26 protein-coding genes and 1 tRNA gene are annotated in these 26,317 nt (G+C 61.9%); 14 read left to right on the top strand and 13 right to left on the bottom strand.

What is annotated here, in order from left to right; translation table 11 throughout:
- Window positions 1-6: 6 nt before the first annotated feature.
- Window positions 7-1,251 (top strand): glycosyltransferase, encoded by a 1,245-nt coding sequence (locus tag IEV38_RS02120; RefSeq protein WP_188394509.1) that lies wholly within the window; start codon window positions 7-9, stop codon window positions 1,249-1,251.
- 147 nt (window positions 1,252-1,398) lie between these two features.
- Window positions 1,399-1,475, top strand: a tRNA-Pro gene (locus IEV38_RS02115).
- Between the two features lie 118 nt (window positions 1,476-1,593).
- Here the strand turns inward: IEV38_RS02115 and IEV38_RS02110 are convergent.
- Both IEV38_RS02110 and IEV38_RS02105 read right to left on the bottom strand, forming a co-directional pair.
- Complete coding sequence (locus tag IEV38_RS02110) at window positions 1,594-1,983, bottom strand: cupin domain-containing protein (RefSeq protein WP_188394508.1); 390 nt, start codon at window positions 1,981-1,983, stop codon at window positions 1,594-1,596.
- Window positions 1,984-2,119: 136 nt separating this feature from the next.
- Window positions 2,120-3,337: an MFS transporter gene (locus IEV38_RS02105; protein WP_188394507.1), complete on the bottom strand. Its 1,218-nt coding sequence runs from the start codon at window positions 3,335-3,337 to the stop codon at window positions 2,120-2,122.
- A gap of 95 nt (window positions 3,338-3,432) precedes the next feature.
- Here IEV38_RS02105 and IEV38_RS02100 point away from each other — a divergent pair, with 95 nt between their 5' ends.
- Window positions 3,433-4,359 (top strand): LysR family transcriptional regulator, encoded by a 927-nt coding sequence (locus IEV38_RS02100; RefSeq protein WP_188394506.1) that lies wholly within the window; start codon window positions 3,433-3,435, stop codon window positions 4,357-4,359.
- A 72-nt stretch (window positions 4,360-4,431) separates the two neighbouring features.
- Here the strand turns inward: IEV38_RS02100 and IEV38_RS02095 are convergent, their stop codons facing one another.
- The 3 genes from IEV38_RS02095 to IEV38_RS02085 all read right to left on the bottom strand — a co-directional run bounded on the left by IEV38_RS02095 (window position 4,432) and on the right by IEV38_RS02085 (window position 6,144).
- Window positions 4,432-4,815, bottom strand: a complete 384-nt coding sequence (locus tag IEV38_RS02095) for a VOC family protein (RefSeq protein ID WP_188394505.1) — start codon at window positions 4,813-4,815, stop codon at window positions 4,432-4,434.
- Between the two features lie 46 nt (window positions 4,816-4,861).
- Complete coding sequence (locus IEV38_RS02090; protein ID WP_229728502.1) at window positions 4,862-5,395, bottom strand: DUF2214 family protein; 534 nt, start codon at window positions 5,393-5,395, stop codon at window positions 4,862-4,864.
- Window positions 5,396-5,511: 116 nt separating this feature from the next.
- On the bottom strand, window positions 5,512-6,144 hold the full coding sequence (locus tag IEV38_RS02085; protein WP_188394504.1) for a hypothetical protein: 633 nt from the start codon (window positions 6,142-6,144) through the stop codon (window positions 5,512-5,514).
- 94 nt (window positions 6,145-6,238) lie between these two features.
- On the opposite strand from IEV38_RS02085, the gene IEV38_RS02080 reads away from it, so the two are divergent.
- On the top strand, window positions 6,239-6,547 hold the full coding sequence (locus IEV38_RS02080) for a helix-turn-helix domain-containing protein (protein WP_188394503.1): 309 nt from the start codon (window positions 6,239-6,241) through the stop codon (window positions 6,545-6,547).
- Window positions 6,548-6,720: 173 nt separating this feature from the next.
- Here IEV38_RS02080 and IEV38_RS02075 read toward each other — a convergent pair whose 3' ends face one another.
- From IEV38_RS02075 to IEV38_RS02060, 4 genes are all read right to left on the bottom strand, one after another.
- Window positions 6,721-8,481, bottom strand: coding sequence for a glutamine--tRNA ligase/YqeY domain fusion protein (locus tag IEV38_RS02075; RefSeq protein ID WP_188394502.1), 1,761 nt, complete (start codon window positions 8,479-8,481; stop codon window positions 6,721-6,723).
- A gap of 207 nt (window positions 8,482-8,688) precedes the next feature.
- Complete coding sequence (locus IEV38_RS02070; RefSeq protein ID WP_188394501.1) at window positions 8,689-9,207, bottom strand: DUF1499 domain-containing protein; 519 nt, start codon at window positions 9,205-9,207, stop codon at window positions 8,689-8,691.
- 185 nt (window positions 9,208-9,392) lie between these two features.
- Complete coding sequence (locus IEV38_RS02065) at window positions 9,393-10,157, bottom strand: YoaK family protein (RefSeq protein WP_188394500.1); 765 nt, start codon at window positions 10,155-10,157, stop codon at window positions 9,393-9,395.
- Window positions 10,158-10,483: 326 nt separating this feature from the next.
- A complete protein-coding gene (locus IEV38_RS02060) occupies window positions 10,484-12,082 on the bottom strand; it encodes a gamma-glutamyltransferase family protein (protein ID WP_188394499.1) in 1,599 nt (532 codons plus the stop codon).
- Window positions 12,083-12,201: 119 nt separating this feature from the next.
- On the opposite strand from IEV38_RS02060, the gene ugpQ reads away from it, so the two are divergent.
- The 6 genes from ugpQ (at window position 12,202) to IEV38_RS02030 (ending at window position 20,157) form a co-directional block, all read left to right on the top strand.
- A complete protein-coding gene (ugpQ, locus tag IEV38_RS02055) occupies window positions 12,202-12,969 on the top strand; it encodes a glycerophosphodiester phosphodiesterase (RefSeq protein WP_188394498.1) in 768 nt (255 codons plus the stop codon).
- A 375-nt stretch (window positions 12,970-13,344) separates the two neighbouring features.
- Window positions 13,345-15,954 carry an alanine--tRNA ligase gene (gene alaS, locus IEV38_RS02050; protein WP_188394497.1) on the top strand — a complete coding sequence of 870 codons (2,610 nt, stop codon included), beginning with the start codon at window positions 13,345-13,347 and terminating at the stop codon, window positions 15,952-15,954.
- A gap of 137 nt (window positions 15,955-16,091) precedes the next feature.
- On the top strand, window positions 16,092-16,319 hold the full coding sequence (locus IEV38_RS02045; RefSeq protein WP_188394788.1) for a sulfurtransferase TusA family protein: 228 nt from the start codon (window positions 16,092-16,094) through the stop codon (window positions 16,317-16,319).
- Between the two features lie 189 nt (window positions 16,320-16,508).
- Window positions 16,509-17,258 (top strand): electron transfer flavoprotein subunit beta/FixA family protein, encoded by a 750-nt coding sequence (locus tag IEV38_RS02040; RefSeq protein WP_188394496.1) that lies wholly within the window; start codon window positions 16,509-16,511, stop codon window positions 17,256-17,258.
- Window positions 17,259-17,324: 66 nt separating this feature from the next.
- Window positions 17,325-18,254 carry an electron transfer flavoprotein subunit alpha/FixB family protein gene (locus tag IEV38_RS02035; protein ID WP_188394495.1) on the top strand — a complete coding sequence of 310 codons (930 nt, stop codon included), beginning with the start codon at window positions 17,325-17,327 and terminating at the stop codon, window positions 18,252-18,254.
- Between the two features lie 112 nt (window positions 18,255-18,366).
- Window positions 18,367-20,157 carry an acyl-CoA dehydrogenase gene (locus IEV38_RS02030; protein ID WP_188394494.1) on the top strand — a complete coding sequence of 597 codons (1,791 nt, stop codon included), beginning with the start codon at window positions 18,367-18,369 and terminating at the stop codon, window positions 20,155-20,157.
- Window positions 20,158-20,177: 20 nt separating this feature from the next.
- On the opposite strand, the gene IEV38_RS02025 is transcribed toward IEV38_RS02030, so the two are convergent.
- Both IEV38_RS02025 and IEV38_RS02020 read right to left on the bottom strand, forming a co-directional pair.
- Window positions 20,178-20,579 (bottom strand): hypothetical protein, encoded by a 402-nt coding sequence (locus tag IEV38_RS02025; RefSeq protein ID WP_188394493.1) that lies wholly within the window; start codon window positions 20,577-20,579, stop codon window positions 20,178-20,180.
- Window positions 20,576-22,009, bottom strand: coding sequence for an ammonium transporter (locus IEV38_RS02020; RefSeq protein ID WP_188394492.1), 1,434 nt, complete (start codon window positions 22,007-22,009; stop codon window positions 20,576-20,578). The genes IEV38_RS02025 and IEV38_RS02020 overlap by 4 nt, the downstream gene beginning before the upstream one ends.
- A 333-nt stretch (window positions 22,010-22,342) precedes the next feature.
- Between IEV38_RS02020 and rpsP the strand changes: the two genes are divergently transcribed.
- From rpsP to rplS, 4 genes are all read left to right on the top strand, one after another.
- Entirely contained in the window at window positions 22,343-22,594 is a 252-nt protein-coding gene (gene rpsP / locus IEV38_RS02015) for a 30S ribosomal protein S16 (RefSeq protein ID WP_188394491.1), read from the top strand.
- Window positions 22,595-22,621: 27 nt separating this feature from the next.
- Window positions 22,622-23,146, top strand: a complete 525-nt coding sequence (rimM, locus tag IEV38_RS02010) for a ribosome maturation factor RimM (RefSeq protein WP_188394490.1) — start codon at window positions 22,622-22,624, stop codon at window positions 23,144-23,146.
- A 26-nt stretch (window positions 23,147-23,172) separates the two neighbouring features.
- On the top strand, window positions 23,173-23,925 hold the full coding sequence (trmD, locus tag IEV38_RS02005) for a tRNA (guanosine(37)-N1)-methyltransferase TrmD (RefSeq protein WP_188394489.1): 753 nt from the start codon (window positions 23,173-23,175) through the stop codon (window positions 23,923-23,925).
- Between the two features lie 108 nt (window positions 23,926-24,033).
- Window positions 24,034-24,417: a 50S ribosomal protein L19 gene (rplS, locus tag IEV38_RS02000; RefSeq protein ID WP_188394488.1), complete on the top strand. Its 384-nt coding sequence runs from the start codon at window positions 24,034-24,036 to the stop codon at window positions 24,415-24,417.
- A gap of 96 nt (window positions 24,418-24,513) precedes the next feature.
- On the opposite strand, the gene IEV38_RS01995 is transcribed toward rplS, so the two are convergent.
- The gene (locus IEV38_RS01995) at window positions 24,514-25,914 is read right to left on the bottom strand and encodes a sigma 54-interacting transcriptional regulator (protein WP_188394487.1); all 1,401 of its coding nucleotides are present in this window, start codon (window positions 25,912-25,914) and stop codon (window positions 24,514-24,516) included.
- Window positions 25,907-26,290: a DUF4282 domain-containing protein gene (locus tag IEV38_RS01990; RefSeq protein ID WP_188394486.1), complete on the bottom strand. Its 384-nt coding sequence runs from the start codon at window positions 26,288-26,290 to the stop codon at window positions 25,907-25,909. Before IEV38_RS01990 ends, IEV38_RS01995 begins: the two co-directional genes overlap by 8 nt.
- Between the last annotated feature and the right edge of the window lie 27 nt (window positions 26,291-26,317).

Here is a 26,317-nt window from a genome sequence, read left to right as displayed (position 1 = left end):
GGCATCATGAAAATCGGAATCCAGACCTGGGGCAGCGACGGCGATATTCTGCCGTTCATGGCGCTTGCGCACGGCCTGCAGGCAGCCGGACATCGGGTGACCGTCGCCTACACCAGTGTCGATAACAAGGATTACGCGGGGTATGCAGCTGCCGGCGGTTTTGCCGCAGTACGCGCCTACGATGGATTTCCGAACGGGCTTGATCCGGTACTGGTCGATATCGTGCGCACCAACGACCCGATGAAACAGTTCGTGCTGGTGATGCAGCGCTATTTTGATCCTGCCCTCGATGCCATGTATGCAGCCTCTCAGGCGCTGTGCGCCGACAATGACATCGTGATCGGCCATATGGTCTGCCACACGTTGCTGACGGCGGCGGAGAAGGCCGGTTGTCCGCGTGTTTCGATCGCGCTGGCCCCGCTTGCAGTCAGTACCCGGGAAATTCCGCTGTTCGGACCGAGCCTGGGCGGTTTTCTTAACAGCCTGACCTGGAAGCTCGGCGATTATGTCGGCCGCAAGAAGATGTTCAGCCGCGCCGAAGTCCTGCGGCAGCGTGAAGGCCTGCCACCGCTGGCCAGCATGCAGGAACAGCTCTATGTATCGAAAGACCTGACCCTGATCGCATGCACTCCCGCCCTGAGTCCGCGACGCGGCGACTGGGGTTCCCACATCCACATCTGCGGCGACTTGCATTATCCTCCTGGCGCGCACCCGATTCCGATGCCGCCAGGTCTGCAGGACTTCATCGACGCCGGGGCGCCGCCGCTTTACATGACATTCGGCTCGCTGACCCAGTTTCAGGGTGAATCCTTTGAGGCCTTGATGAGCGAAGCGGTCGAACTGGCAGGGTGCCGTGCCGTGATCCAGTCGGGTGGAACTGTCGCCGTCTCCTCGCATGTCTTTCGCTGCATGCAGGCGCCGCACGCGCAAGTATTTTCGCAGTGTGCCGCGATCGTCCACCACGGCGGTGCCGGCACTTCGCATTCTGCGTTGCGCTCCGGACGTCCGTCCATCGTGGTCGAGCATGCATTCGATCAGCAGTTCTGGGGAGACGAGTTGAGGCGTGTTGGCGCCGCCGGCAAGGTTTTGCACAGGAATACCGTGACAGCACGGCAACTGGCGCAAGCCATTTGCACGGTGCTGCAGTCGGAGCCTATGCGCCGCCGGGCTGCCGAACTCGGAATGCAGATGCAAAACGAGGATGGCGTCACTCGTGCAATTGATCTCATCGAGCAGCGTTTTGGCCGATGAGCCGAATGCGGAGGGCGACAGTAGAATCCCCGGGGAGTTATTCGAGAAGATGTTTTTGCCGATAAAAATCGATGTTTTCCGCGCGGAGGTACGCGACAAAAACGGCGGAATTGTTTAAAATATGCATCTTTCTGCAAGCATCACCGTCGGGGTGTAGCTTAGCCCGGTAGAGCGCTACGTTCGGGACGTAGAGGCCGGAGGTTCGAATCCTCTCACCCCGACCATTCCTTTCCTAATTCCCCTTTTTTAAATTGCCAAGCTTCCGTCAAGGAAGGCTTCAACTTGCGTGCTGGCGCAGCCAAGGCGGTTGCTCTTTGTGTCATTACCAGATGCGGCTCTGAGCTAATCCCCAGTTCGGACAAACAAGGTCGTCAATGGAGCATCGCCGACCACCTGGCTGCGATGGCCGTGTACGGCGGGATCGAATGCTGCGCCTGCCGGCAGCAGATCGTTGGAAAAGAAATGCTCGCCTGCCTTGAAGATACGTGACGTGCCGTCGCGCAGGCCGATTTCCATTTCGCCGCTTAACACTACCAGCCATTGCGCTGTTGTCGTGCAATGGAAGTCGCTGCTCACACCCGGCGGGCTGTGGCGGACCTGGAAGCCGCTCGAAGGAAACAGGTTGGACAGCAACGCCTTGGGTGTGCCGTCCGGAAGGGGCATGTTTTCCTCGCGGAATCGGGCGAAGCCGTTGGTGTCGGTGTAGAGGATGGTGTGCTTGAACGTGGTCATGATGTCATTGGCCTGCCGGAGAGAGGTCGCTACTGTAACGCAAGCGCGACAGACTGGGACGAAGTGCGGCGTTGTGTCTCACAAGCAGTCTGTCGCGTGGAGCGTTATCGTATTGTCCGTGGTATATAGGCTTGCTTTACGTCTTCCCTGTTTGGTGGCGGATCAGGCGCACACCCAAGGCGCTGAGCGAGGCGGTGGTCGCCAGCATCACAACACCTGTCCATCCCCACTGCGAGAACAGCAGGCTGCCGGCGGCTGCGCCTGCAGCCATGCCGACAAACATGCCTGTGAACAGCAATGCATTCAGGCGACTGCGTGAGCCGGGATCGATGCCGAAAACCATGGTCTGATGCGCCACCAGCGTCGCTTGGATGCCGAAGTCGAAGCCGACCGCGCTGGCAACGATCAGCGCCAGCTGCACATGGGCCGGGACGAGTGGTGCCAGAAACATTGTCGCAAACGATACGGCCGCCAAACCGGCACCGAGTCGCGTGACCAGTTCGGGGCCGCGCCGGTCGGCCAGGCGTCCTGCCAGGGGAGCGGCCAGCGCGCCGGCAGCGCCGGCCAGGCCGAATGCGCCAGCGGCCGCACTGCCCAGGTGAAACGGCTCGCCATGCAGCATCACTGCCAGCGTCGACCAGAATGCGCTGAAGCCTACCGCCAGCAAGCCTTGCGCGTATGCCGCCTGTCGCAGTGCGGCATGCTGCCTCCAAAGGCCAGTCATCGAGCCGAGCAAGGCGCCGTACGACAACTGGGTGGTTGGTTGGAAGTGTGGCAAGCCGCGCCACGTTGCTACTGCAATCAAGGCAATACTTCCTGCGGCAGCAACATAGACGGCACGCCAGCCAAACTGTTCGGCACCGAGGCCGCTGATTACGCGCGAGAGCAGAATGCCGAGCAGCAGGCCCGTCATGACGGTGCCAACGATTTTCCCGCGGGCGGTTGTCGGCGCCAGTGTTGCCGCTGCTGGCACGATATCCTGCGCCATGGTGGCGCTCAGACCGATAACCAGGCTGGCGGCAAGCAGCCAAGGCATGCCGGGAGCCAGCCCACTGCTGAGCAGGGCCAGTGTCAGCAGGCCGGCCTTGATCAGGATGATGGTGCGACGGTCGTAGCGGTCACCGAGGGGGGCCAGCAGCACGATGCCGAGCGCATAGCCCAGTTGGGTCAAGGTTGGCACCAGACCGACCATGCGATCGCTGGCATGCATGTCCGCGCCAAGTACGCCGAGCATGGGCTGGCTGTAGTAGAGAGAGGCCACACTGAATCCGGCGCTGGCGGCAAGCAGCAGGATGAGCGAGGCCGGGAGGATGTGTGCTCCGAGCTTTGCATGTGTAGTTTGCATAATTGCCATGATATTTCCTTTTAATTGACGGCAGAATGCATTCTCCGTGCCTTGGATAGGGTGTGGTAGTGGTTCCAAACGTAGATCTGTTATACGATTTTCGTATGAAAGATTCTGGAAATCCGGGTGTCGACCGCATCGAACTGTTGCAAACATTCATACGCATTGTCGAGACGGGCAGCTTGTCGGCGGCCGCCGGACAACTCAAAACCAGCCAACCTACGGTAAGTCGTCGTTTGCAGGCTCTGGAACGCAGTCTCGGCCTGCGTTTGCTGCAACGCTCCACGCATGTGATGAAGCTGACAGAGGATGGCGAGCGCTGTTATGCGCATGCCAAGGATCTTCTGGATAGTTGGAAAGAGATGGAGGCAGACCTGCGCGATACGCAGGACGAGCCGGAGGGGACCTTGAGGGTACTGGTGCCGCATGCGTTCGGACAGGAATATCTGATTACGCCGCTGGTCGACTACCTTGGTCGTTATCCGCGTGTCGCGGTGGAATGGCTGCTGCACGATCGTCGTCCTGACTTTATTGCTGAAGGTATAGATTGCGCTATTCAGGTCGGTGTCATCGACAATCCCTCCGTAATTGCCATCAAGATTTTCGATGTGCCACGCATAGCGGTGGTTGCGCCGCAGTTGCTGGCTGGCAAGCAGCAGGCAGCGCAGGTAGAGGATTTGCACATGCTGCCCTGGTTGGCGTTCGGCACGTTCTATCGTGATGAAATAACGTTGACGCGGCAGTCGGATGGAGCCGAGCATCGTTTCCGTATCAAGCCGCGCATGAGTACGGACAGTCTGTACGCGTTGCGCAATGCGGCGCTGGCAGGTCTGGGGGCGGGAATCGTTTCGTCATGGCTGGTGGCCGATGATATTGCACAGGGGCGCTTGCTTCACCTGGCTGCCGAATGGAATGCTCCGCCGTTGCCCGTATATTTGGTGTATCCGCATGCGCGTTACTATCCGGCGCGTCTACGGCTGTTTCTGGAAACCATTCGTGCCATGCCATCGTTTGCGGATGTGATGCCCTAACCGCGTTGTTTGCAAAGACCGTATGGACAGGACATGGCGGTGGGGCAAATGCGAGCCTGGTTGGAGCGTGCATCAGCGCGACGCGATGGATGCAGTCACAAACTCGATTCGCACACCAGACATTGGTGTCACGAACAGTTGTCGCTCGCTACCATCTGGCAAGGTGGTGGTCCGATAGGCGATGCCGCCGGCTTCCAGGCGAGCGATCAATGCATTCCAATCGACCTCGTTCTCTACCCGGAAGGCGACGTGGTCGATGTACGAGGACTGTTTTGTGAACGGGTGATCGGAGTTGGTCTTGATCAGATGAATTACCGCTTTACCGTCGTGGTACAGCCAATGACCCTCGAAGGAGAAGGGTGGGCGCGGGCCGACACTCAGGCCGACAATACTGCAGAAAAAATCGCGCATCGTTTCCAGATGCGGGGTAGAGACGGTGGCGTGATCGAGTTTCATGTGGAGATTTTACGCGTCGCAGGAGATTGCTTGCATATTGTCCAGTTCATGCATCGATGTAGCCGATTCCCTTCGCCATCATCGCCGCGCACAGGAGCATCAGCGCCAGCAAGGTGAGTTCAACGTGGATGACGATGCGCAGCGTGCGGCCCTGCGATTCGGAAAGAGCGAGCGCAATGCCCTGCCGGATCGACTTGTTCCACTTCAGGAAGGTCAGGGTCGGATAGATCGAGATCAGGCCGACCGCCACGAACAGCGCTATCTTCGCCATGAAGGGTGCGCTGTGCATGTAGTAGTACGCGCCTTTCTCGAAGTACATCACGCGCAGTCCGCCGATAAGCAGCACCAGCAGCGCCGCCACGCCGTAGATCGCGTCGTAGCGCCGGATGCGCGCGGCCGATTGCAACGTCAGCGGCTGCTTGAGTGCAAGCATCTCGAAAGACAGCACCAGCATGATCGCGAGGAAGCACAGGTGATGCAGGAAGGCAAAAAGGACGTTCATGCCGGCAAAGAAAGAAGTGTGAAAGACGGCTCTCGGCAGCAGTTCGGTGACGCGTTCCGGAGCATGCTTGACTGGCATGGTAATGCCAGAGCATGTTTCATGTCGATGGGGAAGAACGCGGGTGGTTCGCTCGATGGACGTACCTGGAGCAATATCGTGGTGCGTCAGCCGACGTTGCGGCGCAGGAGCTTCGTTTAAGTTCGCGCCGCCAGTGCCTGCATCAATTGACGGCAGTGGATTTCCGCGAAGGACTTGCAACTGCGCAGGTCGATCTGCGTAAACTGGCGTGATGGCGTATCGCCATAGACCGGGTCCTGCCATGGAATGTAGAGATCGATCATGTACTGTGCATCGCGCATGTTCTGCTTGAGTCCGGCCAGTGCGATCGCCGCTTCTGCGCTGCTCAGTTCTTGCGTTGGAATGCTGCTCAATGCGCCCAGTACGGCCGAGAACGTGTCCTTGTGATAGACCGCGCGAATGCGCAATCGGTCTTCCATCGTATTGGAATACACGTTTGCCAGATCGGCCATGACTTTTCCCGCTGCCTGCGCCATGGCTGCATACACGGCGCGCTGCCTGTCCGATCGCTGCTGATCCTGTTCGCATGCCGCCCGCTGCAGCGCGACCTGCGGTCGTTCTCCAAGCACCATGGCTCCGACCAGTGCGCAACAGGCGCCAAACAGGATCAGCCAGAACATCGATGAGCTGCTTGCCAGCAACTGGCGATCCAGCAGCCAGATGAAGAAACCGGCGAAGGCGACGGCAATGACGGAAGCAAGGAGGAGGGCGGGGAGGAGCCGCCAGAGTTGGGTTTTGAGCGTTTCCATTGACTTACCTGTGAAGGAGCTTTTTCGATACTAAGCAATCCTTAGTGTGTGGTCAATGGATTGCTAAGAATATCTTAGCTTTTGGGAGCTAAGAATGTCGTCGTTCGCAAAGCGGCTGAAGGAGGCGCGCCTGCAGGCAGGGTTGTCTCAGGAAAGGCTGGGCGTCCTGGCGGGGATCGACGAAATGTCGGCCAGCGCGCGGATGAATCAGTACGAGCGCGGCAAGCACATGCCCGATATCTCGATGGTGGAGCGGCTGGCGGATGTGCTCAAGGTTCCGGTCGCCTATTTCTATATTGCCGAAGACGACGTGGCGAGCATGCTGGTCGGGCTGTACCGCTTGCCGCAGAGCGAGCGACGGCAGGTTGCGCAACTGATTGCGCAGTACGGCGAGAAAAAATAAGCAGAAGTCTCAGTTTCTGCCTGGCGGGGCTGGTCAGGGAAAAGCTGGCGGCCATGTCGAGCGAGTTGCAGGCGTGGGAAGCCGTGACGCGCTCGACGGACGGGCTGTGGCTCAAAAGTGAGCAAGCGTGCGTCCTGCCGGACACAGCCTCGGGTTTGAGGCGATGGCGAATCTCATTTTCCCCAACCGTCCTTCAAGGTCACTGCTCGATTGAACACGGGTTTGCCATCCTTGCTGTCCACCCGATCCGCCACAAAGTAGCCATGCCGCTCGAACTGGAACTTGTCGTCCGGCTGTGCCGATGACAAGCCAGGTTCCAGATAGGCGGTGATGACTTCCTTCGAGTTCGGATTCAGCGCCTGCTTGAAGTCCTTGCCGCCCGCATCCGGATGCGGGTCGGAGAACAGGCGGTCGTACAAACGCACTTCGGCTTCCAGCGCATGCGCGGCGCTGACCCAGTGCAGATTGCCCTTGACCTTGTAGTTGTTGGCGCCTTCGGTGCCGGATTTGCTGTCGGGGAAGTAGGTGCAGTGCACGGCAATCACGTTGCCGTCTGCATCCTTGTCGCAGCCCGTGCATTCGACCACGTAGCCGTAGCGCAGGCGCACCTTGTTGCCGGGGAAGAGGCGGAAGTAGCCCTTGACCGGTTCTTCCATGAAGTCTTCCTGTTCGATCCACAACTCCTTGCTGATCGGGAAGGTGCGGTTGCCGCGTTCCGGATGATGCGGGTGGACGGGGGCGTTGCATTCGACGGTTTCGCCTTCGGGGAAGTTGTCGATGACGAGCTTGAGTGGACGCAGCACGGCGATCGCGCGCGGTGCCTTGTCGTCGAGGTCGTCGCGCAGCGCGCCTTCGAGCGTGCTCATGTCGATCCAGCTATCGACCTTCGATACGCCGATGCGCTCGGCAAACAGCTGGATCGCTTCCGGTGTATAGCCACGGCGGCGGATGCCGACGATGGTGGGCATGCGTGGGTCGTCCCAGCCGTCGACGATCTTTTCCTCGACCAGTTGCAGCAGCTTGCGCTTGCTGGTGATGGCGTAGGTCAGGTTGAGGCGTGCGAATTCGTACTGGTGCGGCAGCGGTTTCCGGAAGAAGCCGCCTTCGGCCAGGCGTTCGAGCACCCAGTCGTAGAACGGGCGATGGTCCTGGAATTCGAGCGTGCAGATCGAGTGCGTGATGTTTTCGATCGCGTCTTCCAGCGGATGCGCGAAGTCGTACATCGGATAGACGCACCATTTGTCGCCGGTGCGATGGTGGTGCGCGTGGCGGATGCGATAAATCGCCGGGTCACGCATGTTCATGTTGGGCGAGGCCATGTCGATCTTCGCGCGCAGGATGTGTTCGCCGTCCTTGAACTCGCCGGCCTTCATGCGGCGGAACAGGTCCAGCGATTCTGCTGCGGGACGATCGCGGAACGGTGAGTTCTTGCCCGGTTCGGAGAAGTTGCCGCGGTTCTTCGCCATGTCGTCGGCGGACTGGCTGTCGACGTAGGCGTGGCCGGCCGTGATCAGGTATTCGGCCATTTCGTACAGGCGGTCGAAGTAGTCGCTGGCGAAGTAGAGGTCGCCGCCCCGGTCCTTCCAGTCGTAGCCGAGCCACTGGACGCTATCGATGATGGTGTCGACGTATTCCTGGTCTTCCTTGGTCGGATTGGTGTCGTCGAAACGCAGGTTGCAGCGGCCGGCATAATCGCGCGCCAGGCCGAAGTTGAGGCAGATCGATTTGGCGTGGCCGATGTGCAGGTAGCCGTTGGGCTCGGGCGGGAAGCGCGTGATGACGGTCGGCAGCGGCTGGCCCTTGCTGTCCGCGCGGTCCGCATGCTTGCCGTTGGCAAGGTCGTTGTCGATGATGCTGCGCAGGAAATTGGAGCCGGCCGGGTTAGGCGTGGCCGGGTTGGCGTCGGCTTTGGCGTTCTTTGGATCGTTGCTCATGTCTTGTTGTGTTCTCGGTGATGCCTGGAGGGTGATCGGGCATTTTACCGTAGGCATGGGCAAGCAGAGGTGTAAAGCGAGCCGGGCGGGAAAGCGATGGTTGCCGGGTTTGACGCGCGGTATTCAGCTTGCGATGGGATGGCGTATCAACGCCCTCCATGTCGCGCTCAGATTTTTATCTGTGCAGGACATGGTTGTTCTTCCGGCTCAGGCTGTCAGCGGTTCGCGCCGACTTTCCGCTCGGCGTTCGAAGCGGCTGCGGATGGTTTCGAGACGGGTGCGGTTGGCGCCGAAATCCTTGCGGTTCAGGCGTGAACCGGAACGCATGTGGATCACGCGCTCGTTGGGATCGAGCATGAATTCGGTGTCATCGACAAAACCGAGCAGCGTGCTGCGAAATTCGGCATGCAGGTAGGTCGGCGTCGATGTGATGATGCTGGCACCCGGCAATGTGCGCACGATGCCGGCCACGCGCCCCATCGCGCCGCTGCCGTCACCCGTGTACTCGAGCGGTTCGATCAGGTGGTGCGGCTCGTGCGGATGGTAGGCCGCCTGGCTCGACACGACGTTGCGCCAGTCTTTCATCGGCGCCTTGAGCAGGCCGTCGTGCACGCCAAGGTCGTCCGGCTTGCGTCCGGCAAACAATCTCAATTGACCGGCGATGAGCACAATGGCCGGCAAGGCCAGGAGGATCAATACAGTGAGGGTGCCAAAGGATTTGCCCATGTCTCGCTCCTTTTTGAGGGTTGAGGGGGGACGTGGCGCATTGTTGTTTTTGGGAATGCCGATAATCCGCCCTTGTGCGTGGGACAAGGGTATGCATGGAAAGTTTATATTCTGCTCACAAAAATTAACATATCGCTAACCAGGGGCATAAAAGATAACGGGCGGCAATGCCGCCCGTTTCCTGTTTATTGATGTACCGCCTGGCTTTCGCGTTTCTGCTTTGCAAGCTTGTGCTGCTTGCGCTTGTGTTCGTTCTGATGCTGGTTCTTGTGCAGCGCGCCGCGTTCGATGAACATGAGGTGGAACATCATGCAGATCGGTAACAGCAGGGCGACGAAGCCGAACCATTGGTAGGCGAAGGCCGCGCCGACCGCACCCACGCTGAACGAGAGCACCGGCCACAGGAATTTCTTGCAGCGGCGTTTGACGTTGTCGTCGGCCGCGCCGCGCATGACGTCAACGGCGTCGATCACAAGTTGGGTGACGTTGCCGGTCATCATCGCGGTCGGCACCAGGTGCGACAGCAGCAGGCGGCCGTAGCCGCTGTGCGTGCCCATCGCCATCGCGCCGACGATGCCGGCCAGGCCCGCGTAGAACGACGGTTCGTGACCGATCGGTTCGGCCAGCGTGCCGAGTGCCATGAAGGCGGTCAGCAGGAACAGTTCGACGATGTAGAGATAGAACAGCGCATGGCGGCCGTTTGATTGCAGACTGGCGACCAGCAGGCGCGAGAACACGATGCCGAAGATGAAGGCGGGGAAGGCCAGGATCTTGAGCAGCAGCGGGCCGCCTTGCGGATTGGCCATTTCGGCGCCGATCAGCACAAAGTTGCCGGTCACGTGCGCCGTGAACAGGCCGAACAGGGCGACGAAGCCCAGCGTATCGACGTAGCCGGCGATGAAGCCGAGGCTGCTGTTCTGGATCTTGTGACGTACTTCACTGCGTTTCATGTAGGCGTTCTCCGGGTAGAAGAGTGGTTGGCCGCGGAGAAAAGCCGGGTGGTGCCTGCTCCGTCGGCATGACGATTGCGTAGGCATAAGCATGCATCGAAAAGCAGGTAAATATCAGATATAGCGTCTTGCGAAATCGCAATATGCTTATTTCTGTTGTGCAAATGCACCTGTCATCGCCATGTCATGCGGATGTGGTGATGACGGTCATGAACGCGATGAATATGGCGATGCGTGGCGCAGCGTTCGAACCGGCTGCACGACGTTGTGGAATGCAAAAAAGAAACGGCCACATGGGCCGTTTTTTCATGGGAAGTTTCGGAAGGTCAGAAGCCGACCGCCTGTCCGTCGCGCCGTGCGTCGCTGGCGGCGATGTAGCCATCGGGTGTCTTCCAGATGAACTGGCCGGAGCCGAAGTCCATGTAGTTGTCGGCCACCTTGTCGATCTGGTGGCCGCGCGCGGCGAGCGCGGCGCGCACGTCGGCTGCCATGGTGTCTTCGAGATTGACCGAGAGGCCGACGTTGACCTTCCAGCGCGCCGCGTCGCACGCAGCCTGCGGCTGCTGGCCGTAGGCGAGCATGCGCACCAGCGTCTGCACGTGGCCCTGCGGCTGCATGTTGCCGCCCATGACGCCGAAGCTCATCTGCGGCTGGCCGTCCTTGGTCAGGAAGCCGGGAATGATGGTGTGGAACGGCCGCTTGCCGGGCGCCACACAGTTGACGTGGCGCGGGCTGGTGTTGAAACCGTAGCCGCGGTTCTGCAGGCTGATGCCGGTGCCCGGCACCACCACGCCCGAACCGAAGCCCATGTAGTTGGACTGGATGAAGCTGACCATCATGCCGTTCTCGTCGGCCACGCTCAGATAGATGGTGCCGCCGGTCGGCGGCGTGCCGTGGTTGAAGCGTTGCGCCTTGCTAAGGTCGATCAGTTTGGCGCGTTCGGTCAGGTAGGCGTCGTCGAGCAGGTCGGCGGCTTTCACTTCGGTCATGTGGCGTTCCTCGGCGACCCATTTGTAGGTGTCGGCAAAGGCCAGCTTCATGGCCTCGATCTGCAGGTGGCGGCTTTCGACCGAATCGGGCGCGAAGCGCGTGATGTCGAGCTTGTCGATGATGCCGAGCGCAATCAGCGCGGCGATGCCCTGGCCGTTGGGCGGAATCTCGTGCACGGTGTGGCCGGCGAAATCCTTGCTGATCGGCGTCACCCATTCGGGCTGGAAGGCGGCGAGGTCGGCGTGCGCCATGGCGGCGCCGTTTTCCTTCGCGTAGCTGACGATGGCGTCGGCCAGTTCGCCGCGATAGAAGGCTTCGCCTTCGGTCTGCGCGATCTTCGCCAGCGAGCGCGCGGCATCGGCGAAGACGAAGTTCTCGCCCACGTGCGGCGCGCGGCCGTGCGGCATGAAGGCCTGCGCAAAGCCGGGCTGCGCGTGCAGGATGGCAACCGCGTTGGTCCATTTCTGCTGCACCACGCGCGACACCATGTGGCCGCGCGCGGCGAGGTCGATCGCCGGTTCCAGCAGGTCCGCGAACGGCAGCTTGCCGAACTTCTTCGACAGCGCGACCCAGCCGGCAATCGCGCCCGGCACCGTCACGCTGTCCCAGCCGCGCTCGGGCATCATGCCGTTGTGCTTGCGGCGGAAGTATTCGACATCCCACGCGGCCGGCGCCGGGCCGGAACTGTTGAGACCGTGCAGCTGCGTGCCGTCCCACACCAGCGCGAAGGCATCGCTGCCGAGTCCGCACGAGCACGGTTCTACCACCGTGATGGCGGCTGCCGCGGCGATCGCGGCATCCACCGCGTTGCCGCCCTTCATCAGCATGCGCAGGCCGGCCTGCGCCGCCAGCGGCTGCGAGGTGGCGACCACGTTGCGCGCGAACAGCGGCTGGCGGGTGGACGGATAGGGATTGCTCCAGTCGAAAGAAGTCATGTGCGGTCCTGGCAGAAAAATGCAAAGTGAGCGGCAATGGCGCGCTGCGTCGAGCGGTCATTCTAGCGCGTCGGCTGCGCTACACTAGGACGCATCCCTTCATCCTGTGAGGCAAATGCATGTGGCCTTATCCCCGAATCGTCGCGCACCGCGGCGGCGGCACGCTGGCACCGGAAAACACCATCGCGGCGATGCGCTGCGGACTCGACCACGGTTTTCGCGCGGTCGAGTTCGACGTCATGCTGGCAAAGGATGGCGTGCCGGTGGTCATGCACGATCCGCAGCTCGGGCGCACGGTGGCGGGCGAGGGCAGCATTGCCGATTTCACCGCGCAGGAACTGGCGGCGCGCGATGCCGGCATCTGGTTCGGCCCGGAATTTGAAGGCGAGCCGGTGCCGACCTACGAGCAGGTCGCGCGCTTCTGCATGCAGCACGGCATCTGGATGAACGTCGAGATCAAGCCAGTGCCGGGCCACGAGGAACAGACCGGCTGGAGCGTGGCGCAGGCGACCTGGCGCCTGTTCGCCGGCCAGCCCGATCACCGCGCGGCGGCCTTGCCGCTGCTGTCGTCGTTTTCCTTCGCGGCGCTGGAGGCGGCGCGCTTCGCTGCGGCGGAGATTCCGCGCGGTCTGCTGATCGACGAAGTGCCGGCCGACTGGCATGCGCAGCTACGGCAGCTTGGCGCGATCTCGCTGCACGTCAATCACCGCCGGCTGACGCCGGTGCTGGCGCGCGCGGTCAAGGAGGCCGGGTTTGGATTGTTCTGCTACACGGTCAACGATCCGGTGCGCGCGCGGCAGTTGCTGGAATGGGGCGTGGATGGGTTTTGCACGGACAGGATCGATTTGATCGGGGCGCAGTTTGCGGGGAGTGTGGTGGAGCGGTAGGGCGGCGGAGGTTTGATGGCTTCCCGTAGATTGTGGATGGGTTGTTTCTCCGTTGGATGAGTAAACTGGATTCCCGCCTGCGCGGGAATGACGGAGAAGGTTGAAACCTGGCCTACGTTTGAAACGTGAACTTGCATTGACTCAAAATTCGTCATTCCCGCGCAGGCGGGAATCCAGTGCGTATCACCGTCGCCAATTTATCCTTTCTCTCGCTCCGATCCTTCGGCCGGATATGCGCCTTCGGACGTACAAACGCAAACCGTTGCATCCCCGCCATTCCTCCCCGTTTCGTCCCTGTCGCCTCAAGGGTTATCGCCCGCATTCACGTATAATGATCGGTTTCCCAAGCCAGCCGGCTTTTTCCAGAACACGCACATGAAATCGTCCGAAATCCGCGAAAAATTCCTGAAGTTCTTCGAGTCGAAGGGGCATGCCATCGTGGCGTCCAGTCCGCTGGTGCCGGGCAACGATCCGACGCTGATGTTCACCAACTCGGGAATGGTGCAGTTCAAGGACGTGTTCCTCGGCACGGACAAGCGCCCCTACGTGCGCGCGACCTCGGTGCAGGCCTGCCTGCGCGCGGGCGGCAAGCACAACGATCTGGAAAACGTCGGCTATACGGCGCGCCACCATACGTTCTTCGAAATGCTGGGCAACTGGTCCTTCGGCGACTACTTCAAGAAGGAGTCGATCGCCTGGGGCTGGGAGCTGCTGACGAAAGTCTATGGCCTGCCGCCGGAAAAGCTGCTGGCGACCGTCTATCACGAGGATGACGAAGCCTACGACATCTGGACCAAGGACATCGGCCTGCCGCCGGAGCGCGTGATCCGCATCGGCGACAACAAGGGCGGCAAGTACAAGAGCGACAATTTCTGGATGATGGCCGATACCGGCCCTTGCGGCCCCTGCTCGGAAATCTTTTACGACCACGGCCCGCACATCGCCGGCGGTCCTCCGGGCAGCCCGGATGAGGATGGCGACCGCTTCATCGAAATCTGGAACCACGTCTTCATGCAGTTCGACATGGCCGAGGACGGCTCGGTCAAGCCGCTGCCGGCGCCGTGCGTGGATACCGGCATGGGCCTCGAGCGCCTGGCCGCGATCCTGCAGGGCGTGCACAGCAACTACGAAATCGATACCTTCCAGGCGCTGATCAAGGCGGCCGCGCGCGAGACCAACACGGCCGATCTCGACAACAACTCGTTGAAGGTCATCGCCGACCACATCCGCGCCACCGCTTTCCTGGTCGCCGACGGCGTGATCCCGTCCAACGAGGGACGCGGCTACGTGCAGCGCCGCATCATCCGCCGCGCGATCCGCCACGGCTACAAGCTCGGCCAGAAAAAACCGTTCTTCCACAAGCTGGTGGCCGATCTGGTCGAACAGATGGGCGATGCCTATCCCAAGCTCAAGGCCGACGCGCAACGCATCACCGAGGTGCTGAAGGCCGAGGAAGAGCGCTTCTTCGAGACGCTCGCCAACGGCATGGACATTCTCGACGCGGCGCTCGCGGGCGGCGCCAAGGTGCTGCCGGGTGAAGTCGCCTTCAAGCTGCACGACACCTTCGGCTTCCCGCTCGACCTGTCGGCCGACGTCTGCCGCGAGCGCGACGTCAGTGTCGATGAAGCCGGCTTTGCAGCCGCGATGGAAAAACAGAAGGCCGCGGGCCGTGCCGCCGGCAAGTTCAAGATGGAACGCGCCGTCGAATACACGGGCGCGGGCAACGTCTTCACGGGCTACGAGCATCTGGAAGAGGAGGCAACCGTGGTCGGCCTCTATTTCGAAGGCACCGCCGTCAACGAACTGAAGGAAGGCCAGTCCGGTATCGTCGTGCTCGACACCACGCCGTTCTATGCAGAAAGCGGCGGCCAGGTCGGCGACCAGGGCATCATCGCGGCCGAAGGCGTGCAGTTCGGCGTCGAGGACACGCAGAAGATCAAGGCCGACGTGTTCGGCCACCACGGCACGCAGACGCAGGGCACGCTCAAGGTTGGCGACAAGGTCAAGGCCGCCGTCGATGGCGAACGCCGCGCCGCCACCATGCGCAACCACTCGGTCACGCACATCATGCACAAGGCGCTGCGCGAAGTGCTGGGCGACCACGTGCAGCAGAAGGGGTCGCTGGTTGACGCCGACAAGACGCGCTTCGACTTCACGCACAACGCGCCGGTCACGCATGACCAGATCCTGGAAATCGAAAAGCGCGTCAACGCCGAAATCCTGTCGAACACCGACACACAGGCGCGCGTGATGGATATCGAATCGGCGCAGCAGACCGGCGCCGTCATGCTGTTCGGCGAGAAGTACGGCGAGACCGTGCGCGTGCTCGACATCGGCAGCAGCCGCGAACTGTGCGGCGGTACCCACGTGCAGCGCACCGGCGACATCGGCCTGTTCAAGATCGTGGTCGAAAGCGGCGTCGCGGCCGGCGTGCGCCGCGTGGAAGCGATCACCGGCGCCAATGCACTGGCCTATCTGCAGGAACTGGAATCCACCGTGCACAGCGCGGCCGCCACGCTGAAGTCGCCGGCGGCCGAACTGCAGTCGCGCCTGGCGCAGGTGCTGGACCAGGTGAAGCTGCTGGAACGCGAAGTCGGCGCGCTCAAGGGCAAGCTGGCGTCGTCGCAGGGCGACGAATTGGTGACGCAGGCGGTGGACGTCAACGGCATCAAGGTGCTCGCGGCACGGCTCGAAGGCGTCGACGCCAAGACCTTGCGCGAGACGATGGACAAGCTCAAGGACAAGCTCAAGACCGCCGCCATCGTGCTGGCCGCCGTTGACGGCGCCAAGGTGCAGATCGCGGCCGGCGTGACGGCCGACAGCATCGCCAGGGTCAAGGCCGGCGAGCTCGTCAACTTCGTCGCGCAGCAGGTCGGCGGCAAGGGCGGCGGCAAGCCCGACATGGCAATGGCCGGCGGCACCGATGCCGCAGCTTTGCCGGCGGCGCTGGCTTCGGTGCAGGGTTGGGTGGCCGAGCGGACCTGAACGGGAATCGCCGTCGCAGCCGGTGATCGGCGCGGCGGTGGCGACAAGGAGCGCAGCCTGCGCCCTGGGCCCGGATGGAAAGGTTAGAATCCGGTTAACTCATTGAAAACGGTATTGGTGTGTAAAGCATGGCGACCATCGAATTTGCCAAGGACCTCGACGCAAAGGGCTTGAACTGCCCCTTGCCGATTCTCAAGACCAAGAAGGCGCTGGCCGAACTGAGCAGTGGCCAGATCCTGCGCGTGCAGGCGACCGATCCCGGTTCCGTGCGCGATTTCCAGGCCTTCGCCAAGCAGACCGGCAACGAGCTGGTGCAGCAGGAAAAGGAAGGCGAGGTCTTCACCTTCTTCATGCGCCGCAAGTAATCGAGAGCAATTCTCAATTACAATATCCTTCAAGGACGACCTGCGTCGTCCTTTGTTTTTGAAGGGGCGGCTGTCCGTCTGTACTCCTTATTTGGACAACGGCCTGTTTTGGTGTTGGTTTATCACTTCTGGTTATAATCTCCCCTTTGGTTTGCCTCCCGTCATTGTGAATTTTTCAAGGACAAAGTCATGAAAGTGTTGGTCCCCGTCAAGCGCGTCGTCGATTACAACGTCAAGGTGCGCGTCAAATCGGATCAGTCCGGCGTCGATATCGCCAACGTCAAGATGTCGATGAACCCGTTCGACGAGATCGCGGTGGAAGAAGCCGTGCGCCTGAAGGAAGCCGGCAAGGCGACCGAGATCATCGCCGTGTCGTGCGGTGCGCCGCAGTCGCAGGAAACCCTGCGCACCGCGATGGCGATCGGCGCCGACCGCAGCGTCCTGGTCGAGACCGATATCGAACTGCAGCCGCTGGCAGTGGCCAAGCTGCTGAAGGCGATCGCGGACAAGGAGCAGCCGCAATTGATCATCCTCGGCAAGCAGGCGATCGACGACGATGCCAACCAGACCGGCCAGATGCTGGCTGCGCTGCTCGACTGGCCGCAGGCGACCTATGCGTCGAAAGTGGAAATCGACGGCGACAAGGCAAAGGTCACGCGCGAAGTTGACGGCGGCCTGGAAGTCGTCTCGCTGACGCTGCCGGCCATCGTCACCACCGATCTGCGCCTGAACGAGCCGCGCTACGTGACGCTGCCCAACATCATGAAGGCGAAGAAGAAGACCATCGACAACCTCAAGCCGGCCGATCTCGGCGTCGATGTCGCACCGCGCCTGAAGACGCTGAAGGTCAGCGAACCTGCGGGCCGCGCCGCCGGCATCATCGTGCCGGACGTCGCCACGCTGGTCGACAAGCTCAGGAACGAAGCCAAAGTCATCTAATTCACCTACATTACTCAGCGCGACCGGCCGCGCACCGACGCAGGCCGTCCCCATCAGGAAAACATCATGACCGCACTTGTCATCGCAGAACACGATAACGCCTCGCTCAAGGGCAGCACCCTGCACACCATCACCGCGGCCGCGCAATGCGGCGGCGACGTTCACGTACTGATCGCCGGCCACCAGGCCGATGCCGCCGCGCAGGCCGCCGCCAAGGTGGCAGGCGTGACCAAGGTGCTGGTGGCCGACGGCCCACAGTTTGCCGACGGTCTGGCCGAGAACGTTGCCGCGCAGGCGCTGGCGCTCGCCGCCGGCTACGCGCACATCCTGGCGCCGGCCACCGCCTACGGCAAGAACATCCTGCCGCGCGTGGCCGCCAAACTCGACGTCGCGCAAATCTCGGAAATCACCAAGGTCGTCGCGGCCGATACCTTCGAGCGTCCGTTCTATGCCGGCAACGCGATCGCTACGGTGCAGTCGTCGGATGCGACCAAGGTCATCACCGTGCGCACCACGGCATTCGACGCTCCTGCGGACGGCGGCAGCGCCACCGTCGAGAGCGTGACGGCGGTGGCCGATTCCGGCAAGTCGTCGTTCGTCTCGCGCGAGATCGCGACCTCGGCACGCCCCGAACTGACTGCTGCGAAAGTGGTGGTCTCCGGTGGACGCGGCCTCGGCTCGGAAGAAAACTTCAAGATCCTCGATCCGCTGGCCGACAAGCTCGGTGCGGCGCTCGGCGCCTCGCGCGCGGCGGTTGACGCCGGCTACGTGCCCAACGACTGGCAGGTCGGCCAGACCGGCAAGGTCGTCGCGCCCGACCTGTACATCGCGGTCGGCATATCCGGCGCGATCCAGCACTTGGCTGGGATGAAGGATTCCAAGACCATCGTCGCCATCAACAAGGATGCCGAGGCGCCGATCTTCTCGGTGGCCGATTACGGCATCGTCGGCGATCTGTTCGAGGTGGTGCCGGCGCTGGTCAAAGAGCTCGGCTGATTTTCCTCCGCGTTCTGCCAGTGGGCGGGACGGCGGCGGTTGTGGTGCGCGGAAACTTTCTGGCACACTGCAAGCGCCACCGTCCCGCCCATTTTCATTTCAGGAGTCGTGCATGCGTTATGTTGCGCCGTTGAAGGACATGCTGTTTGCGTTGAACGAGCTGGCCGACCTGCAGGCGATTCAGGCATTGCCCGGTTGCGACGACGCCACGCCGGAAACGGTGGAAGCCGTGCTCGAGGAAAATGCGCGTTTTTGCAGCGAGGTGATTGCGCCGCTCAACCGCGCAGGCGATCTGCATCCTAGCCATTGGCAGGACGGCAAGGTCACGACGACGCCGGGATTCAGCCAGGCTTTCAGGTCGTTTGCCGAGGCGGGCTGGCAGGGCGTGCAACACCCGGCCGATTTCGGCGGCCAGGGTTTGCCCAAGCTGGTCGCCACGCCCTGCATGGAAATGCTGAATGCGGCGAACCTGTCGTTTGCCCTGTGCCCGCTGCTGACCGATGGTGCGATCGAGGCATTGATGACGGCGGGTTCGGCAGAGCAGAAGGAAGCGTTCCTGCCCAACTTCATCAGCGGCAAGTGGACCGGCACCATGAACCTGACGGAGCCGCAGGCCGGTTCAGACCTGGCGATGGTACGCTCGCGCGCGGTGCCGCAGGGCGACGGCACTTACAGGATTTCCGGCACCAAGATTTTCATCACCTACGGCGAGCACGACATGGCCGAGAACATCGTCCATCTGGTGCTGGCGCGTACACCCGATGCGCCGGAAGGCGTGAAGGGCATTTCGCTGTTTCTGGTGCCGAAATTTCTCGTCAATCCCGATGGTTCGCTGGGCGAGCGCAACGACGTCCAGTGCGTTTCCATCGAACACAAGCTCGGCATCAAGGCGAGTCCGACTGCGGTGCTGCAGTTCGGCGACCATGGCGGTGCGATCGGCACGCTGGTCGGCGAGGAGAATCGCGGGCTGGAAACCATGTTCATCATGATGAACGCGGCGCGCTTCGCGGTCGGCGTGCAGGGCATCGGGCTGGCAGAGCGCGCCTACCAGCAGGCATTGCAGTATGCGAAGGAACGCGTGCAGTCCAAAGACCTCGAGGGTTCCGACAAGGCGGTATCCATCATCCATCAACCCGACGTGCGGCGCATGCTGATGTCGATGAAAGCGCAGATCGAGGCGGCGCGTGCGCTGGCCTGCGTCGGCGCGGCGCATTTCGACATTGCGCATCATCATCCGGATGAGGCGGTGCGCAGGACGAATCAGGCGGTTTACGAATTCATGGTGCCGATCATCAAGGGCTGGGCGACCGAGATGGCGATCGACGTTGCATCCACCGGTGTGCAGATACACGGCGGCATGGGCTTCATCGAAGAGACCGGCGCTGCGCAGCATTACCGCGACGCGCGCATCCTGACTATTTACGAAGGCACAACCGCGATCCAGGCCAACGATCTGGTCGGTCGCAAGACGGCGCGCGACGGCGGCCAGGTGGCGCGCGCCATTCTTGCCGAGATTCGCCGCACGCAGGCGGCAGTGGCTGCCGACGGCAATGCCGATCTGGTGGCAATCGCCGCGCAACTCGGTGCGGCTGCCGATGCGCTGGATGCCGTGGTCGATTATGTGGTGCGCAACGTGGAAGCCGAAGTCAAGCAGGTCTTTGCCGGCAGCGTGCCGTATCTGAAGCTTGCCGGCATCGTGCTCGGTGGCTGGCAGATGGCGCGTGCCGCATTGCGGGCGCAGGAAAAATTGCAGGCGGGCGAAGGCGATCGATCGTTCCTGACGGCGAAAGTGGCGACCGCGCGTTTCTTTGCCGATCATTATCTGTCGCAGGCGATTGCGTATCGCAGCGCGATCGTCGAGGGCGGCGCCAGCGTCATGGCGCTGGAGGAGGCGCAGTTCTGAGGCGGGGAGCGCTGCAGTTCCTAGCGCAGACGTCCGATATAGCCGCGATCCACCGGATCGTCGGGGCCCGTTGCCGGAGCCGGCGATGCCGCCGGGATGGCGGGAGTGGGCGATGACGGCGCTGGCGGTGCTTCGGTGTTCTCTGACAGCCTGCTCAGCAGCGGCTGGCGCGGCTCCGGGCGCACGAACAGGCCGTCTGCGCCGAAGAAGATGTCCTGCAGCTTGGCGGCGATGTCCTGCAAATCCTCGTTTGGCGACAGCGAGGCCAGTTTCAGCAGGTAGCGGCAGTAGCCGGGATCGATGCGCATGTATTCGATGTCGGTCACGCGTCCGGTCTGCCGCCGCAGTGTGACGTGCAGGCGTCCCATCAGTGCGAACGCCTGGTTCTCGAGCGCGGCGCGCGTGTGGTGTTCCTCCGTCATAGTACGTGCTCACCATGCTGTTCGATGTCCATGCCTTCGCGTTCGCCTTCCGGCGTCACGCGCAGCCCGACCAGCGCCTTGACGATGCCGAGAATGACGGCCGTCATCACACCCGAAAATACCACGGTCACGATCACGCCGAACGCCTGATTGCCGAAGCTGCTGGTGGCACCACCGATGGCCGGCACCGCAAACACGCCGGTCAGCAGCGCACCGACGATGCCGCCGATCGCATGCACGCCGAACACGTCGAGCGAATCGTCGTAGCCGAGCGCGGACTTGAGGGAGGTCGCGCCCCAGTAGCAGGCGACGCCGGCCACCGCACCGATGACCAGCGCGCCGTTGATGCCGACGAAGCCCGAGGCCGGCGTGATGGCGACCAGCCCCGACACCGCGCCCGACACCATGCCGAGCACCGAGGGTTTGCCGCGCCGTGCCCACTCGGCCAGCATCCAGGCCAGCGCGCCGACCGCGGTAGCCAGCTGCGTGACCAGCATCGCCATGCCGGCGCGGCCATCGGCCGCCACCGCCGAGCCGGCATTGAAGCCGAACCAGCCGACCCACAGCATGCAGGCACCGATCACGGTCAGGACCAGATTGTGCGGCGGCATCGGTTCGCGCCCGAAGCCCAGGCGCGGGCCGACGATGATGGCCGCCACCAGACCGGACACGCCGGCGTTGATGTGGACCACGGTACCGCCGGCAAAGTCGAGCACGCCGCGCCCGGCCAGCCAGCCGCCCGGCTCCCATACCCAGTGCGCGACCGGCGCATAGACGCAGACCGACCACAGCGCCATGAAGATCAGCAGCGCCGAGAATTTCATGCGTTCGGCAAAGGCGCCCGTGATCAGTGCCGCCGTGATGATGGCGAAGGTCATCTGGAACATGACGAAGACGCTCTCGGGGATCGTTGGCGCGATCTCGCTGACCGTCAGCTTGCCGCCTTCGTTGAGGAATTCCATGCCACTCAGCAAGATGCGATCCAGGCTGCCGACATAGGGCGAGCCCGGCGTGAAGGCCAGGCTGTAGCCGATCACGACCCAGATCACGGTAATCAGTGCCGCCACCGCGAAGCTGTGCGCCATGGTCGCCAGCACGTTCTTCTTGCGGACCATGCCGGCATAGAACAGGGCGAGGCCGGGCAGGGTCATGAACAGCACCAGCGCGGTCGAGGTCATGACCCAGGCAGTGTCGCCGGCACTGATGTGAGATGTATCGACGAGGGTGGGGCGCGTGAGCGTTTCTGCGGCGGCGGGCTCCACGGCGTTGTCTGTCTGGCCGGCGTCGGCGACCGGTTCCACGATCATGGGTGCAGCATCGGAGATGGTGGGTGTTGGCGTGGGAGAGATTTCCTGGGCCGTGCCGGATGCGACCAGACACAGGCTCAGAACGGCCGTCGCCAGCAGGCTCGATAAAATGCGCGTTGCCATGAAAACTCCCCGAGGCTGGATGTAGTCTGCGCCACAGGAGGCTCCTGCCGCAGATATCTTGTATTTCCGTAAAAGCACTTTGCATGCCATGAGGAAACAGGGGATTTGGGCGCGCGAAACGGCCGGCATGCACTGCGCACGTTCAGCCGGACGAGTATGTGCACTGGATTGGCGCTTGCCGCCAAGTGTGAGTTAATTGGCAAGTTTTGCAGGGCGGATCGGCGACTGGTGGCTCGTATCGTTGCAAACCCGCTCAAGCGGCTTGCGGTGCAGAGTCGTCCCGCGCTATAATTTGCGGCTTTTTCCGTGTTCTGACACTTATCTGGAAATATTATGGTCGTTATTCGTTTAGCTCGTGGTGGTGCCAAGAAGCGCCCCTTCTACAACATCGTTGCAGCCGATTCGCGCAATCGCCGCGATGGCCGTTTCATCGAACGCATCGGTTTCTACAACCCGGTTGCTTCCGGCAAGGAAGAAGGCGTCCGCATCGCTCAGGATCGCCTGGCCTACTGGAAAGAAAACGGCGCACAACTGTCCCCGACCGTTGCACGTCTGGTTGACGGCGCCAAGAAAGCTGCTGCGTAAGTCTTGTCTGCAGAGACGCGATCGGGAATGCAGATTCCTGAAGATCTGGTTCTGGTCGGTCATATCACCGGCGCATACGGCCTGAAAGGCTGGGTGCGCGTGAGGCCTTATTCGGCCGAGGCGGATGCACTGCTGCATGCGAAGACGTGGTGGCTGAACAAGCCGGAGATGCGCGACGTTTCTCTGATGCAGTCCAAGCAGCACGGCGGCGATGTGGTGGCCCAGTTGATGGGCGTGGCCGATCGCGATGCGGCGGAAGCGCTCAAGGGCACGACGGTGCAGATCGCGCGCAGCCATTTTCCTGCCCTGTCGGACAACGAATTCTACTGGGTCGATCTGATCGGCCTCACGGTGGAAAACCTGCAGGGCGAGTCGCTCGGTGCGGTCAGCGGCCTGATGGACAACGGCGCGCATCCGATCCTGCAGGTGGCGGAGCCGTTCGCCGGCGACGACAAGCCGCGCGAATCGCTGATTCCCTTTGTTGACCAGTTCGTCATCAAGGTGGAGCGCGAGGCAGGAAAAATCACGGTGGACTGGGGACGCGATTACTGATTGCGTCCGTGTGAGGAGTGGACGGGATGCAATTCGACGTCGTCACGCTGTTCCCGGAAATGTTCACCGCGATCACGCAGTCGGGCATCACCCGGCGGGCGTTTGAACAGAAGAAATGCGAAATCGCGCTGTGGAACCCGCGCGATTTCACCAGCGACAGGCATCGCACCGTCGATGACCGGCCCTATGGCGGCGGTCCCGGCATGGTGATGCTGGTCAAGCCGCTGGAAGCGGCGGTGCAGGCAGCCAAGGCACGGCAGGTGGCGGCCGAGCTGCCGATACCGAAAGTGATTTATCTGTCGCCGCAAGGCAGGCCGCTCACGCATGAACGCGTGATGCAGCTGAAGATGGAGCCCGGCCTGGTGTTGCTGTGCGGCCGCTACGAGGCAGTCGATCAGCGTTTTCTCGACGCTTGCGTCGATGAGGAAATCAGCCTTGGCGACTTCGTGCTGTCGGGCGGTGAATTGCCGGCGATGGCGCTGATGGATGCGGTGATACGGCAACTGCCGGGCGTGCTGCACGACGATGCCTCGGCAGTCGAGGATAGCTTCGTCAACGGCCTGCTCGATTGTCCGCACTACACGCGGCCGGAAGTGCACGAAGGCGTGGCAGTGCCGCCGGTGCTGATGGGCGGCAACCACGCCGAGATCGAAAAATGGCGACGCGAGCGCGCACTGGAAGCCACGGCGACCAAGCGCCCCGACCTGATCGCCAAGGCACGTGAAGCAGGTTTGCTGACGCGGGCCGACGAACGGTTTTTGAGCAGTTTGCAGGTTTGAAGTAGCAGTATCGCGCGGAATGCAGTCCCGGTTCCGCAATGTGTGTAACCCCATCCTCTACCGGGCAAGGCAGTCAAGGCGCCGGCATGATGGTTCAAGGAGCAAAAAATGGATCTGATCCAGCAACTCGAGCAGGAAGAAATCGCCCGTCTGGGCAAGAACATCCCCGACTTCGCCCCTGGCGATACGGTGGTGGTGAACGTCAACGTCGTCGAAGGTACGCGCAAGCGTGCACAGGCTTACGAAGGCGTCGTGATCTCGCGCCGCAACCGTGGTCTGAACTCGAACTTCATCGTTCGCAAGATCTCGTCGGGCGAAGGCGTGGAGCGTACGTTCCAGCTGTACTCGCCGCTGATCGCCTCGATCGAAGTCAAGCGTCGCGGTGACGTGCGTCGTGCCAAGCTGTACTACCTGCGCGATCGTTCGGGCAAGTCGGCACGTATCAAGGAAAAACTGCCGAGCCGTCGTTCCGCTGCCAAGGCTGCGGAATAATCGGCCGAAGCGAAGCCGGCTCTCCGGTTTCCTTCACAACAAAAACCCCGCGTTGCATGACGCGGGGTTTTTGTTTTTGGGAACGGCACGCTTGCGTCAAGGGTCCAGATCCTCGCGCGTCGCGGTATCGCCGCTGATGATCTCGAACTTGCGCATCTTCTCCCACAGTACCTTGCGGCTCATCTTCAAGTAGTTGGCCGTATCCTGGCGCCGCCAGTTGTGCGCATCGAGCGCCTCGATGATGCGCTTGCGGTCGGCGGCATCCCACTTGGGTTTGCCGCTGTTGCTTTCGGCCTCGCGTGCATCGTCCTGGAATTCGCGCAGTGCGAGAAACACGCGATCGATGGCGCCGCGATCCCATTCGCCGAACTGGCGGCGAATGATGGTCACGCGTTCGGCGATGTTGCGCAGTTCGCGTACATTGCCGAGGAAGCGGGTGCAGGCCACCATGCGCAACAGCCAGTCCGGTATCTCGGGCGCGGCATCGGCATCGCGTTTCTCGTTGCTGAAGATCTGCTGGATGATGCCCTTGAAGATCGCGATCTTGTCGACCTCGCCGCGTTCTTCCAGATTCGGCACGCGCAGTTCGATGACGGCCATGCGGTAGTAGAGGTCGGAACGGAACATCTCCTGCCGCACCAGCTCGCGCAGGTTGCGGTTGGTGGCGGTGACGAGACGGAAGTTGACGTCGATCTCGGTGGTCGAGCCGAGTCTTGTCACCTTGTTCTGCTCGAGCACGCGCAGCAGCTTGACCTGCTGGTAGAGCGGCAGGTCGCCGATCTCGTCGAGAAACAGCGTGCCGCCATCGGCCTGTTCGAAGTAACCCTTGTGCGCCAGCATGGCGCCGGTGAATGCGCCCTTGGCATGGCCGAAGAAGTGCGACTCGAACAACCCGTCCGGAATCGCACCGCAGTTGACGGCGACGAACGGTCCCTTGCCGTAGCGGCCGTGGTGATCATGCAGCAGCCGCGCAATGCGCTCCTTGCCGACGCCTGTCTCGCCCGTGATCAGCACGTTGGAATCGCAATCGGCGAAGGCACGGGTTTCCTTGAGCAGATTGCGCATGACGTCGGATTCGGCAATCAGCGGATCGCGCGGATTGCCGGCACTGCCGTTGCGCTGCAGTTCGCCGGCCACGGCGAATACCTGGCGCCGCAGTTCCGCGCAGGTGAAATCCAGCATCAGGATGTGCGAATACTCGGGCGGATAGACGCGCGAATCGTAGGCGCGCGGCGCTTCCGCCACCCAGATCACCGGCATGCCGTGCGTGCGCTGCCATTCCTGCGTGTTGAAGCCGAAGCTGTCGATCACCGTGACCGAAATGATGGCGATCGAAGGCGAGGTAGGTGCCTGTTCCTGCACGAAATCCATGCCGTCGGCGCGAATCACGTCGACGTCGGCGCTGACCAGGCAGCGCGCAATGCGATCGAAAATATCGGACTTGCCTTCCCAGACGTAGATGTCGATATTTTCCGGAGCGACTTTCGGTTTAATCATGCTGTACTTTGCCTTGCGAATTCAGACGGGGGCTTTTCAGGGACGGCGCATTGGCCGCCTTGCGATGCGATTCCACGCGCGTCTGGCGCAGCGTGAGCAGATCGCGGATTTCAGTCAGGCGTGCATGCAGGTTGAAGGCGAGGATCAGCAATTCGCTGAACAGGCGCCACAGCAGCAGCGTCAGCAGTACGCCGATGACGGTCAGGGGCACACCGATGCGAGGGCCGCCATCTTGTCCGGCAAACAGACTGCCGAAGCCCGCACTGAGAATCACGACAATGCCGAGCCAGTAGATCGCCTTGATGAGAAAGGGGGCGATCAGATGGTCGAGATTGAGATAGCGGAAGGTGCTGTGTGCGAAGCTGTTAGTTTGCATGGTTGTCCTGTTCACGGATGAGCAGAG

The organism is Oxalicibacterium flavum, assembly GCF_014635065.1.
GTDB lineage: Bacteria > Pseudomonadota > Gammaproteobacteria > Burkholderiales > Burkholderiaceae_D > Oxalicibacterium > Oxalicibacterium flavum.
The sequence above is the reverse complement of the archived record's forward strand: the minus strand, read 5'-3'. Positions and strand labels throughout refer to the sequence as shown.